Raw genomic sequence first — 12,761 nt, 5'->3', positions numbered from 1 at the left:
TCACCGCGCGTGATGTATCGGTTCGAGGGGTCCGGGCCTAACGTTGAAAACTATGAGCCACCAGACCGAGTCGGGCTGGGACTTCGCCCCCGTCTACGGCCCCGACAAGCTCGAGGGATTCGACCCAGCCGTGAAGCTGGGCGAGCCCGGCGAGTACCCATACACCCGCGGCGTCTACCCGACGATGTACACGCAGCGCCCCTGGACCATGCGGCAGTACGCCGGGTTCGGCACCGCCGCCGAGTCGAACCAGCGCTACCACCAGCTGATCGACGCCGGCACGATGGGCCTTTCCGTCGCGTTCGACCTGCCCACGCAGATGGGCTACGACTCCGACGCCGAGATCTCGCACGGTGAGGTCGGCAAGGTCGGCGTGGCGATCGACTCGATCGACGACATGCGGGTGCTCTTCGACCGCATCCCGCTGGACCAGGTGTCGACGTCGATGACGATCAACGCGCCCGGCTCGGTGCTGTTGCTGCTCTACCAACTGGTCGCCGAGGAGCAGGGCGTCGACGGTGGCAAGCTCACCGGCACGATCCAGAACGACGTGCTCAAGGAGTACATCGCCCGCGGCACCTACATCTATCCGCCGAAGGAGTCGCTGCGCCTGATCAGCGACATCTTCGCGTACTGCAAGACCGAACTGCCGCGCTGGAACACGATCTCCATCTCCGGCTACCACATGGCCGAGGCCGGTGCGACGCCCGCGCAGGAGATCGCGTTCACCCTTGCCGACGGCATCGAGTACGTCCGGGCCGCGGTCGCGTCCGGCCTCGACGTGGACGAGTTCGCGCCCCGGCTGTCGTTCTTCTTCGTCTCCCGTACGACGCTGCTGGAGGAGGTCGCGAAGTTCCGCGCGGCCCGCCGGATCTGGGCCCAGGTGATGCGCGACGAGTTCAACGCGAAGAACCCGAAGTCCCTGATGCTGCGCTTCCACACCCAGACCGCGGGCGTCCAGCTCACCGCGCAACAGCCCGAGGTCAACCTCGTTCGCGTTGCTGTGCAAGGCCTGGCCGCCGTACTGGGTGGAACGCAGTCCCTGCACACCAACTCGTACGACGAGGCCATCGCGCTGCCGACCGAGAAGGCCGCCCGGCTGGCGTTGCGAACGCAGCAGGTGCTGGCCTACGAGACCGACATCACCGCGACCGTGGACCCGTTCGCCGGGTCGTACGTGGTCGAGGCGCTGACCGACGAGGTCGAGGCCGCCGCGCGGGAGCTGATGGAACAGGTCGAGGACTTCGGCGGTGCCGTCGCGGCGATCGAGCAGGGCTTCCAGAAGCAGGAGATCGAGCGCTCGGCGTACCGGATCGCGCAGCAGATCGACTCGGCCGAGCGGGTCGTCGTCGGCCTGAACAAGTTCAAGCTGGCCGAGGAAGACGCGTACGAGCCGCTCCGCGTCGATCCCGCGATCGAGGCCCAGCAGGTCGAGCGCCTCGCCCGCCTCCGCGCCGAGCGCGACCAAGGCGCCGTCGACAAGGCGCTGGACGAGCTCAAGGCGGCCGCCCGGGGCAGCGACAACTGCCTCTACCCGATGAAGGACGCGCTCAAGGCCCGCGCCACCGTCGGCGAGGTCTGCGACGCCCTTCGCGAAGTCTGGGGCGTCTACATCCCCGCCGACACGTTCTAAAACCCGCCTAAAACCCGCCGGCACGTTCTAAAAACAGCCGCCGTTAGTCCAAGAGGGCTGCGGCGGCGAGAACGGTAGTGCCGAGGGCGATAGCGCTCTCGTCCGGCGTGAAGCCAGGCGTGTGCAGATCGGCCGCAGACGCCACGCCCACCGGGCGTACGCCAAGGCGGGCCATCGCGCCCGGGGCGTGCTCCAGATACCAAGCGAAGTCCTCACCGCCAAGGCTCTGGTCGGTCGTGGCCACCGCCGCCGAGCCGAGAGTCTGCTCGACGGATTTACGCAGTACGTCGATCGCGAGCGCGTCGTTCATCACCGGTGGTACGCCGTGGGTGACCTCGATCTCGACCTGGACGCCGTACGGCGAGACGAGTTGTGCGGCCAGGGACGGGATCAGCTCGGCCGTGAGGCGCCAAGCGCTCACGTCGAGGCAGCGCAGGGTGCCTTCCGCCTCACCCCGTGCGGGGATGGCGTTGGCCGCGGAGCCCGACGTGATGCGACCCCAGACCAGCGACATCCCAGCCCGCGGGTCGACCCGCCGCGAGAGCGCCGCCGGCAACTCCGTGACCAGTGTCGCCAAGGCGTAGACCAGGTCGCCGGTGAGGTGCGGCCGCGACGTATGCCCGCCAGGACCGGTCAACCGCACCAGCACGCGGTCTGCCGCCGCAGTGAGCGCACCGACGCGTAGGCCAATCTGACCGACCTCTAGCCGCGGATCGCAGTGCAGCCCGTAGATCCGGTGCACGCCCTCCAGACCGCCGGCTGCGATCACACTGAGCGCACCGCCGGGCATAACCTCTTCGGCCGGCTGGAAGATCAGTCGCACGCGCCGGTCGAGTAGCCCGTCCCGGGACATCCCGGCCAGCACAAGCGCCGTACCCATCAAGGCGGCGCTGTGGACGTCGTGCCCGCAGGCGTGGCTCACACCGGCGTGTGTCGAGCTATACGGCGTTACGGATGTCTGAGTGACTGGCAATGCGTCAATGTCCGCCCGCAGTGCCACACACGTGTCGCCGGAGCCGATATCGCAGATCAGCCCAGTGCCGGTCGGCAATACCTGTGGGGACAGCCCGGCCTCGAGCAGACGCTGCCGCAGGACCTCGGTGGTGCGCTCCTCATGCCAGCCGAGCTCGGGGTGCGCGTGCAGGTCCCGGCGAATCGCCACTGCCTCGTCCCGGACCTCGTCAACCCGGGATTTCACGTCGGAGAGCAGCAGCGTCTTACCAGCAGTCATCTGGCGATTGTCCCATCGCCGGGCACCCGGACAGCCACGGATCGCCGTTCTCACCGGTGGCGACCGGGGCCGATCGGAGCGTGACGGAGTGAAACTACGATTCAGTAACGAGAATTAAGCGCGGGCATCATTGATGGCTGGGCGGCAAAACCGGGTCTATCGTGGCGGATCGGATGCCCGATTGGGCTTCCACCTGATCGAGGAGGCATCTTGCGGCACACGACCAAGCTGGCGGCAGTCGCCGTCACGGTGGCGCTCGTTTTGGCGGGCTGTGCGAAGAAGGAGAACACCGGTGCATCCGGCAGCGACGAACTGTGCGCTGACAAGGAAGGCGCTGGTCCCAAGGTCGGCCTGGCGTACGACATCGGCGGCCGTGGTGACAAATCCTTCAACGATCTGGCCGCAGCGGGTGTAGCGAAGACCCTGACTGACCTGGACGCGACCTGTGAGGAGTCCGAGGCGGGGGCGGATGAGCCGGACTCGGCCAAGGAAGAGCGGCTGCGCACGCTCGCCGAGGCGGGCTACAGCCCGGTCGTTGCCGTCGGCTTCGTTTACACCGAAGAGGTGAACAAGGTCGCCAAGGAGTACCCGAACGTGAAGTTCGCCGTCGTGGACGGCTTCGCCGAGGGCCCGAACATCACGAACCTGGTCTTCTCGGTCGAGCAAGGCTCGTTCCTGGTCGGTGTCGCGGCAGCGCTGAAGACCAAGACCAAGAAGGTCGGCTTCATCGGTGGTGTACCGGGCCCGATCATCGACCCGTTCGCCGCGGGCTACAAGGCCGGTGTGGCGGCGGTCGACCCGTCGATCAAGGTCGAGATGAAGTGGCTGTCCGACCAGGCCAACGAGAAGGCGTTCGCGAACCCGGCCGGTGGCAAGACCGCGGCGACCGCGCTGTACGACGCCGGTTCGGACATCGTCTTCCACGCGGCGGGCCTGTCCGGTAACGGTCTGTTCGACGCCGTGGTCGCCGAGGGCGAGGGCAAGTGGGCGATCGGTGTCGACGCCGACCAGTACCAGGGCGCCTCGGCCGAGCAGCAGAAGCACATCCTGACCTCGTCGCTCAAGCGCGTAGACGTCGCGGTGTTCGACTACGTGAAGCTGGTCAAGGAAGGCACCTCGAAGGCCGGATTCGACGTGTACGACATCAAGCGCGACGGTGTCGGCTACGCGACCAGCGGTGGCTTCATCGACGACATCGCCCCGAAGATCGAGGAGTACAAGGCGAAGCTCATCTCCGGTGAGCTGAAGGCCCCGTCGAAACTCTGACGATTGTTTCTCGGGCTCGGCCGGTGACGCGGTAGCGTTCTCGTCCGGGCCCGAGGCTCGTTTCGGCGGCAAAGCCGGCGACAAGGGTGTCGCCGGAGGGAACTGGGAGCGTGTGACATCAGCACCAGCACAGCGACGCTGGCCGTTCGTCTTCGCGGGATAGGCAAGAGCTTTCCCGGCGTGAAGGCCAACCATGACATCGATATCGACGTCCGGTCCGGCACCGTGCACGCCCTGGTCGGGGAGAACGGCGCGGGCAAGTCGACGTTGATGAAGATCCTGTACGGCGTACAGAAGCCGGACGAGGGCACCATCGAGGTCAACGGCGAGCAGGTCGTCCTGCACACGCCGTCCGACGCCATCAAGCACGGGATCGGGATGGTCTTCCAGCACTTCATGCTGGCCGACAACCTCACCGTCGCGGAGAACGTCGTTCTGGGCGCCGAGAAGCTGTACGGCATCGGCAGCCGCGCCAAGGCGAAGATCAAGGAACTCTCCGACACCTACGGGTTCGGCCTGAAGCCCGACGACATGGTCGAGGATCTCGGTGTCGGCCAGCGGCAACGGATCGAGATCCTCAAGGTCCTCTATCGCGGCGCGAAGCTCATCATCCTGGATGAGCCGACCGCGGTGCTGGTGCCGCAGGAGGTCGACGCGCTGTTCGGCAACCTGCGTGAGCTGAAGGCCCAGGGCCACACGCTGCTGTTCATCTCGCACAAGCTGGACGAGGTGCTCGCGGTCGCCGACGACATCACGGTGATGCGACGCGGTACGACGGTTGCCTCCGTGCAGCCCGCCGGGGTCACCTCGCGGCAGCTCGCCGAACTGATGGTCGGCTCCGAACTGCCCTCCCCGAGTACGGAGGAGTCGACGGTCACGGAGACGGTCCAGCTCACCGTCGAGAACGTGACGCTGCCGGGCCCCGGCGGCCGGGCGCTGCTCGACGACGTGTCGCTGCGCATCCGCCGCGGCGAGGTGCTCGGTATCGCCGGTGTCGAGGGCAACGGCCAGACCGAGCTGGTCGAGATGATCATGGGCATGCGTCCGGCCGCGTCCGGCCGGGTGCTGCTCGGCGACCGGGAGATCACCACCTGGTCGACCGCGGACCGCCGAAACCTCGGCATCGGTTACATCCCCGAGGACCGGCAGCGGCACGGCCTGCTGCTGGACTTCCCCTTGTGGGAGAACCGGATTCTCGGTCACCAGGATCGTGCGCCGAGTTCGCGTGGCGCCTGGATCAACAAAGCAGGTGCCCGGAAGGACAGCGACCGGATCATCGAGCAGTACGACGTACGTACGCCGTCCATCGACACCACGGCGCGCGCGCTCTCCGGCGGTAACCAGCAGAAATTCGTGGTCGGGCGCGAGATGAGCGGCGATCCCGTGCTGCTGATCGCGGCGCACCCCACCCGCGGCGTGGACGTCGGCGCGCAGGCGGCGATCTGGGACCACATTCGCGAGGCCCGGCGGCGCGGCCTCGCCGTACTGCTGATCTCTGCCGACCTGGACGAGCTGATCGGCCTGTCCGACCAGATCCAGGTGATCTTGCGCGGCCGGCTGGTCGGCGAGTTCGATCCCGATTCAGTGACGCCCGAGCAGCTCGGCTCGGCGATGACCGGTGCCGGAGGCGAACAGTGATGGGCGGCAAGCTCGACGCGCGCAGGATCGGCCTCGCGCTGGCGGCGCCGGTGCTCGCGATCATCGTCGCGTTGCTGATCACGTGTGTGATCCTGCTCGCTTCGGGCAGTTCCGTATCGGGCTTCCTCAGCACGATCTTCTCGGCTCCGGCCGAGCGCAACGTCGTGAACATCATCAACAACGCGTCGATCCTCTACCTGTCCGGCCTGGCCGCCGCGATCGGGTTCCGGATGAACCTGTTCAACATCGGCGTGGAAGGCCAGTACCGGGTGGCGGTGTTCGCCGCCGCGGTCTTCGCGTCGTACGGCTGGCTGCCCGGCCCGCTGAACGTGCTGGTGGCGATCCTGCTGGCCATGGTCGTCGGTGCCGCGTGGGCCGCGATCGCCGGTCTGCTGAAGGTGACGCGGGGTATCAGCGAGGTCATTTCGACGATCATGCTGAACGCCATCGCGGTCTCCCTGACGGCGTACCTGCTGCGCCAGGTCGGTGTCACCACGGGCAGCAACCTGGCCACCAAGACGTTGCCCGAGGACAGCTGGGTGGCCGGTATCCCGTTGTTGCCGTCGGCCCCTAACGAGCTGCTCGGTCTGTCCGTACTGGCCGTGCTCGGGGGTATCGCGTACAGCGTGCTGCTGAACCGCTCCAAGTTCGGCTTCAACCTTCGTGCGACCGGTACGTCGGCCAGCGCCGCCGTGGCCAGCGGTATCGACGTCCGCCGGATGGTGGTGGTCTCGATGCTGATCAGTGGTGCGGTGGCCGGTCTGATCGGGATGCCGTTGCTGTTCGGCAGTTCGCACGCCTACGGCACGACGTTCCAGAGCGGGATCGGTTTCGCCGGTGTCGCGGTGGCGCTGCTCGGCCGGAACAACCCGATCGGTATCGCGTTCGGCGCGCTGCTGTTCTCATACCTGGCCGAGCAGAGCAACCTGCTCGAGATCAACGCCGAGGTGTCACCGGACATCATCGCCATCACCCAGGGCGTGATCGTGCTGACCGTCGTGATCGCCTACGAGGTGGTCCGCCGGTACCGCGCCGCGCTGGAGCAACAGCGGGTGGCAGCGGAACTCAGTAGCTCGGCCCCGGCGGCCGAGGCGACCCCGGAGGCGACCCGATGACCGTGGCTCCTGATGAACTGCTCCCGGCCGCGGCCCCCGCGGAACCGGTGATCCGGCGCCGGATCAGCATCTGGATCTGGTTGTTGCTCGGCTTCGGCCTGATCTCCTTCGTCCGGGTGCTCACCGGGGCGAACGAGATGGACTCGACCGGAACGTTGCGGGAGGCGGTCAACGCCTCGGTGCCGATCGCCCTGGCCGCGCTGGCGGGTCTGTGGTCGGAACGCGCCGGCGTGGTGAACATCGGCCTCGAGGGCATGATGATCCTCGGCACCATCGGCGCGGGCTACTTCGGCTATTGGTACGGCCCCTGGGCCGGCATCGTCGGCGCGATGATCTTCGGTGCCCTGGGTGCGGCCTTGCACGCGTTGGCGACGGTGACGTTCGGGGTCGACCACATCGTCTCCGGTGTGGCGATCAACATCATCGCCATCGGTACGGCGGCCTTCCTCGCCGACACGTTCTTCTCCGGCCTGAAGGGTGGCGGGCCGACCCAGTCGCCGCCGATCGACGCACCACTGTCGATCACGGTGCCGGGTCTGTCCGATGCGATGGGCTCGCTGGAGGCCAAACACTGGTTCCTGGTCTCCGACTTGGCCTCGCTCGTCGGCGCGATCACGACCGGCCTGTCGATCCTGACGCTGCTGGCCGTGGCGTTGATCGTGGGCAGCGCTTTCTTGTTGTGGCGAACGGCTTTCGGGCTGCGGCTGCGCTCCTGTGGCGAGAGCCCGACGGCGGCGGAGACGCTCGGCGTCAACGTCTACCGGTACAAGTTCATGGCCGTGCTCGTCTCGGGCGCGATCGCGGGACTGGGCGGCGCGTTCATCGTGCTGATCTCGTCCGGGCTCTACCAGAACGGTCAGACCGGCGGCCGCGGCTATATCGGCCTGGCGGCGATGATCTTCGGCAACTGGCGTCCGGCCGGCCTGGTGCTCGGTGCCGGACTCTTTGGCTACACCGACGCGCTTCAGCTCCGCGCTGGCGGCGAGGCGGTGCACGCGCTGCTGATCATCATCGCGATCGTGCTGCTGGGGGTGGCGGTGCTGCAGTACCGCCGCGGTCTGCGCTTCCCCGCGGTGATGTCGTTGCTGATCGGCCTGGCGTTCGCGCTCTGGTTCTTCACCACCGACGCGGTACCGTCCGACTTCACCCGGATGACGCCGTACGTGACCACGATCCTGGTGCTCGGGCTCGCCTCCCAGCGGTTGCGGATGCCCGCGGCCGACGGTGTGCGATATCGCCGCGGCCAGGCTGGATAGGCCGTGACACCGGTCGATTGGAAGGCGTTGCGGGCGGCGGCCGTCGAGGCGATGCGACGGGCGTACGCGCCCTATTCGTCGTACCCGGTGGGCGCCGCGGCGCTGGTCGACGACGGCCGGATCGTTGCCGGATGCAACGTCGAGAACGCGTCGTACGGCCTGTCGCTGTGCGCGGAATGCGGTCTGGTCTCGGCGTTGCAGCTGACCGGTGGTGGCCGGCTCGTCGCCTTCACGTGTGTGGACGGCGATGAGCGGATCCTGATGCCATGCGGACGCTGCCGCCAACTGCTGTACGAACACGGTGGCCCGAACCTGCTGGTGGAGCTGGCGGCCGGCGTACGCCCGATGAGCGAGATCCTGCCGGACGCGTTCGGACCCGAGAACCTGGAGAAGAAGTGAGCGAGAAGTTCGACGCGGTCGACGTGATCCGGACCAAGCGGGATCGCGGTGAGCTGAGCGATGGCCAGATCGACTGGGTGATCGACGCGTACACCCGGGGTGCGGTGGCGGACGAGCAGATGTCCTCGCTCGCGATGGCGATCCTGCTGAACGGGATGAACCGGCGCGAGATCTCCCGCTGGACGGCCGCGATGATCGCGTCGGGCGAGCGGATGGACTTCTCGAAACTGTCCCGGCCGACCGCGGACAAGCACTCGACGGGTGGCGTCGGCGACAAGATCACGTTGCCGTTGGCCCCTTTGGTGGCGGCCTGCGGTGTCGCCGTACCGCAGCTGTCCGGCCGCGGCCTCGGCCACACCGGCGGCACGCTGGACAAGCTCGAGTCGATCCCCGGTTGGCGTGCGGCACTGTCCAACGACGAGATGATGCGCCAGCTCGACGACGTGGGCGCGGTCATTTGCGCCGCGGGTGACGGGTTGGCTCCGGCGGACAAGAAGCTGTACGCCCTCCGGGACGTGACTGGCACGGTCGAGGCGATTCCGTTGATCGCCAGCTCGATCATGAGCAAGAAGATCGCCGAAGGCACGGGTGCGCTTGTGCTGGACGTCAAGGTCGGCACAGGCGCCTTTATGAAGGAACTCGCGGACGCGCGCGAACTGGCTGAGACGATGGTTGCCCTCGGCACCGATGCGGGCGTGCGTACCGTCGCGCTGTTGACGGATATGTCGACGCCTCTCGGTCTAACCGCCGGTAACGCGTTGGAGGTCCGCGAATCGGTCGAGGTGCTCGCCGGTGGCGGCCCGTCCGACGTGGTTGAACTGACCGTCGCCTTGGCCGTCGAGATGCTCGCGGCCGCAGGCGTCACGGACGTGGACCCTTCGGAGAAGCTGCGCGACGGTACGGCGATGGACGCGTGGCGCCGGATGATCGCGGCCCAAGGTGGCGACCCTTCCGCCGAGCTCCCCGTCGCGCCCGAGACCCACGTCGTCACGGCGCCGGCCTCCGGCGTACTGACTCGCCTGGACGCCCTCGCCGTTGGCGTGGCCGCATGGCGCCTCGGCGCCGGCCGCGCGCGCAAGGAAGACCCGGTTTCGCCTGTCGCCGGGATCGAGCTACACGCCAAGCCGGGCGACACGGTCGTGGAGGGTCAGCCTCTCCTTACGCTCCACGCCGACGCCTCATCTCGCTTTGAGCGCGCCCTCGAATCCCTTACCGACGCAGTCGAGATCGGTACGTCGTACAGCCCGACGCCTTTGATCATCGACAAGATCACCGCCTGATTCCGGCCGGTCGCTCGATTGGTCTGGTTCGGCAGTAGCCTCGGGTCGTCGAATCGGCTAGAAATCTAGGGAATTGAACCGGTGAAGAGTTCTCGTTGGATCCTATCGTCGTTGCTGGCTGGCGCATCGGTGATGTCGTTGGTGGCCTGTGGCGGTACCGACGAGGTTGCCGACCCGCCGCCGACGACGAGTCCCACCGCGACCCCATCGGCCAGCACCCCTAGTGCAACGCCCACGCCGAGCGCCACCACCCCTGCGCCGGACAAGCCCCGGAGCGTGCAGAAGTACGGCACGCTGACGCTGACCCTGGACCTGCCCGCGAAGCCCGGCACCGCGCGCGCCGCGCTCCGGTCGTACGCCGACTTCGAGCGGCGAACCCACAAGATGCTCGCCACGAACGTCGACGACCCCGGTCTCAAGGAGATCGCGGTCCCGGCACTGGTGAAATCGATCCGGGACAACGTGGCAGGCCAGGTCGCCAGGAAGGACCTGAGCGGGGGTTTGGTGAAAGTCACGGCGCGAGTGAGGGGCGCGAGTCTACGCCTAGTGCTGCTGACCGGTTGCTACGACCAGAGCAAGTCAGTACTCGTCCGCGCGAACGGCGTCGCCTACCGAGGCCCAGGCGCCACGAAGTGGCCGAAACTGAAGCTGACCGTCATCCTCACGAACATGGGCGGAGCCTGGATGCTCACCGAATACACCCTCAAAAACACCCCCTGCACCCCCACCACCTAACCCTGCCTCTATTTGGTTGCTGCGGGCAACCGGAGGCGGCGGTATTGCTGTTGGGCGAGGGTTGTCGCGAGGCGGGTGTTGGGGAGTAGGCCCAGTTCGTTGTCGGCTAGGTGGCGGCGGACGTTGATGCGGACGACGGTGCGGCCGATGGTGAAGGTGACGTCCATGGCTGCGACGGTTCGGCCGGACGTGGCGCTGACGATGACCTTGGTGCCGGTTTGGACGTTTCCGACGCCGGGCACGCGGAACGGCGTGCCGTGTGTGTCTTCCGCCCACATGCCGTGTTGCAGGGTTCGGGCCTTCGCCGGTGTGCCCGCGCGGAAGAGGTAGGTGGTCGCCGTGGTCCGGCGGTCGGCGCTGATCCGGGTCGCGTAGTACCCCTCGGTGAAGTCGGCGTTGAGTAGCAGGGCGCGATCCTCGTACGGCGCGGTGGAGTGCTGCTCGACGTACTTCGTGGTGTTGAACGGCCCGGAGATCTCGCGCCCGCTCCGAACCGGCGGCGACCGGAAGCCGGAAGGCGTGACGACCAACGCGGCCAGACCGGTGAGCGGCGCCTTGACCGGAGCCACGTCCGTCTTCGCCTGCGCGTCGGTCGCCTGCGAGCCCGTGCCGGTCTCGCCCGTGCCGCAAGCGGTCAGCACCAGGGCAGACGTCAGAACCAGGGCAGGCGTCAGCAGCAGGGCAGACGGTCGGAGCACGCGCCGCACGGAAACCTCCGCGGGTCCGGGGATGGTTCCCTCGGATCGGACCAGTCGCAGATGAACGGCAGGCGAACGGTCTCAGAGCGTGAACGGCTCGCCGAGTGGCCGCCGGCAAAAATCCGCGCCGAGCAGGTCATCGGTGGTGTCATCCGGTACGACGTCCGCCGCGAACGCCGCCGAATCGTCGGCCGGGTGGTAGCCGATCGCCTCGCCCTCGGCCAGCGACCACCAGCGGGCGGTATTGCGCGAAACACCCCAGACGATCCGGAATCCCGGCGCCGGCGTATCCAGCGCGGCCACCGCCAACCGGCCCATGTCATCGGGCGACAACCAGATCGGCAGCTCGGACGCGGCGAAGGGCTGCTCGCGGCAGGACCCGATCCGCAGGCAGACCACGTCCATCCCGTACCGCGAGTGGTACAGACTGCCCAGCGCCTCCATCGCCGCCTTGCTCATGCCGTAGTACGTGTCCGGCTTCGGCGGTACGTCGGCCGGCAGGCCTTCCGGCGGCGCCTGCGAGCGTCGTTCGAACCCGACGGCATGGTTGCTAGAGGCAAGGATCACCCGCGGTACGCCGGCCTGGCGCGCCGCCTCGAGTACGGCCCGGGTGCCGTCGATGTTGACCGCGAGGATCTTCTCCCAGCGGTCCTCCAACGGGATACCGCCCAGGTGGATGACGGCATCGACGCCCTCGCAGGCGAAGCGGAGTGCGGGCAGATGCGTGACCGAGGTGGCCGGCAGGATCTCGACCGATTCGCCTGGCGCGGCAGCCGGCGGCTCCACCACGTCGAGCAGGCGCAACGGCCGATCGAGACGCTCGCGCAGGATGGTGCCGATCAAGCCGGCGGCCCCGGTGATCAGGACGGTCATACCTGCTCCTCCTGCTGGGCGATCAACTCCGCGATCCGGCGCCGGGTGGCCCGTGGCGTCAGCGGTTCGCAACCCGCGGCCAGGCAACGTCGTACGACGTGAGGCTCGTCCTTGAGCAACAACAACCCGCGGCGGACCAGTGTCGGCGCAGGCTTGCGGTGTTCGCGCAGATCGCGCTGGAGGCGGCGGACGAACGTGACGATGCGGTGATGCCGAATGCAGATCGCGGCCGCGAGCAGCCCCCGGCGGCGCAACTCGGGTACGACCTGATCGGCGAAGATGCCCTCGGCAACGACCAGGCGCGAGCCGTGCGTACTGACAGGACGATGCCCGACCGTCCCGTCGGCGGAGATGTCGTAGATCGGCATATCCGCGACCCCGGTCGCGCAGAGCTCCGCGAGCGCGTCCACGGCTCGGTCGGCATCCCACGAGCCCGGGTGGTCCCAGTCCACGATGCCCAGCGGCGACCTCGGCATGGCGGCGTCGTCCCCATCCCGGTAGAAGTCGTCCAGCCGAACCACCGGCAGCCCCAACGTTTCCGCCAGGTGCGACTTCCCCGTCCCCGACGGCCCAGCCAGCAAAATCACCCTCACACTCACCGCGCCATCCTGCCACCCCACCTCTTCCTGCCCGCGAG

Annotated in this window: 12 protein-coding genes; 8 read left to right on the top strand and 4 right to left on the bottom strand. The window is 67.7% G+C overall.

The window, feature by feature from the left end:
• Window positions 1–52 precede the first annotated feature (52 nt).
• On the top strand, window positions 53–1,633 hold the full coding sequence (locus OG394_RS18750) for an acyl-CoA mutase large subunit family protein (RefSeq protein ID WP_328996688.1): 1,581 nt from the start codon (window positions 53–55) through the stop codon (window positions 1,631–1,633).
• 43 nt (window positions 1,634–1,676) lie between these two features.
• On the opposite strand, the gene OG394_RS18745 is transcribed toward OG394_RS18750, so the two are convergent.
• Window positions 1,677–2,864, bottom strand: a complete 1,188-nt coding sequence (locus OG394_RS18745; protein ID WP_328996687.1) for an amidohydrolase — start codon at window positions 2,862–2,864, stop codon at window positions 1,677–1,679.
• Between the two features lie 210 nt (window positions 2,865–3,074).
• Here OG394_RS18745 and OG394_RS18740 point away from each other — a divergent pair, with 210 nt between their 5' ends.
• The 7 genes from OG394_RS18740 (at window position 3,075) to OG394_RS18710 (ending at window position 10,553) form a co-directional block, all read left to right on the top strand.
• Window positions 3,075–4,130: a BMP family lipoprotein gene (locus OG394_RS18740; protein ID WP_328996686.1), complete on the top strand. Its 1,056-nt coding sequence runs from the start codon at window positions 3,075–3,077 to the stop codon at window positions 4,128–4,130.
• 180 nt (window positions 4,131–4,310) lie between these two features.
• The gene (locus OG394_RS18735; protein ID WP_328996685.1) at window positions 4,311–5,768 is read left to right on the top strand and encodes an ABC transporter ATP-binding protein; all 1,458 of its coding nucleotides are present in this window, start codon (window positions 4,311–4,313) and stop codon (window positions 5,766–5,768) included.
• Window positions 5,768–6,883 carry an ABC transporter permease gene (locus OG394_RS18730; protein WP_328996684.1) on the top strand — a complete coding sequence of 372 codons (1,116 nt, stop codon included), beginning with the start codon at window positions 5,768–5,770 and terminating at the stop codon, window positions 6,881–6,883. Before OG394_RS18735 ends, OG394_RS18730 begins: the two co-directional genes overlap by 1 nt.
• Window positions 6,880–8,139 (top strand): ABC transporter permease, encoded by a 1,260-nt coding sequence (locus OG394_RS18725; RefSeq protein WP_328996683.1) that lies wholly within the window; start codon window positions 6,880–6,882, stop codon window positions 8,137–8,139. Before OG394_RS18730 ends, OG394_RS18725 begins: the two co-directional genes overlap by 4 nt.
• 3 nt (window positions 8,140–8,142) lie before the next feature.
• Window positions 8,143–8,538 carry a cytidine deaminase gene (locus tag OG394_RS18720; RefSeq protein WP_328996682.1) on the top strand — a complete coding sequence of 132 codons (396 nt, stop codon included), beginning with the start codon at window positions 8,143–8,145 and terminating at the stop codon, window positions 8,536–8,538.
• The gene (locus OG394_RS18715) at window positions 8,535–9,818 is read left to right on the top strand and encodes a thymidine phosphorylase (protein WP_328996681.1); all 1,284 of its coding nucleotides are present in this window, start codon (window positions 8,535–8,537) and stop codon (window positions 9,816–9,818) included. The genes OG394_RS18720 and OG394_RS18715 overlap by 4 nt, the downstream gene beginning before the upstream one ends.
• A gap of 111 nt (window positions 9,819–9,929) precedes the next feature.
• A complete protein-coding gene (locus tag OG394_RS18710) occupies window positions 9,930–10,553 on the top strand; it encodes a hypothetical protein (protein ID WP_328996680.1) in 624 nt (207 codons plus the stop codon).
• Window positions 10,554–10,561: 8 nt separating this feature from the next.
• Here the strand turns inward: OG394_RS18710 and OG394_RS18705 are convergent, their stop codons facing one another.
• The 3 genes from OG394_RS18705 to OG394_RS18695 all read right to left on the bottom strand — a co-directional run bounded on the left by OG394_RS18705 (window position 10,562) and on the right by OG394_RS18695 (window position 12,723).
• Window positions 10,562–11,251, bottom strand: coding sequence for a hypothetical protein (locus OG394_RS18705; protein WP_328996679.1), 690 nt, complete (start codon window positions 11,249–11,251; stop codon window positions 10,562–10,564).
• An 81-nt stretch (window positions 11,252–11,332) separates the two neighbouring features.
• A complete protein-coding gene (locus tag OG394_RS18700; protein ID WP_328996678.1) occupies window positions 11,333–12,124 on the bottom strand; it encodes an NAD-dependent epimerase/dehydratase family protein in 792 nt (263 codons plus the stop codon).
• Window positions 12,121–12,723, bottom strand: coding sequence for a uridine kinase family protein (locus OG394_RS18695; protein ID WP_328996677.1), 603 nt, complete (start codon window positions 12,721–12,723; stop codon window positions 12,121–12,123). Before OG394_RS18695 ends, OG394_RS18700 begins: the two co-directional genes overlap by 4 nt.
• Window positions 12,724–12,761: the final 38 nt, after the last annotated feature.

The organism is Kribbella sp. NBC_01245, from assembly GCF_036226525.1.
Lineage (GTDB): Bacteria > Actinomycetota > Actinomycetes > Propionibacteriales > Kribbellaceae > Kribbella.
Note: the sequence above shows the minus strand (reverse complement) of the source record. Positions and strands in the feature narration are given on the sequence as shown.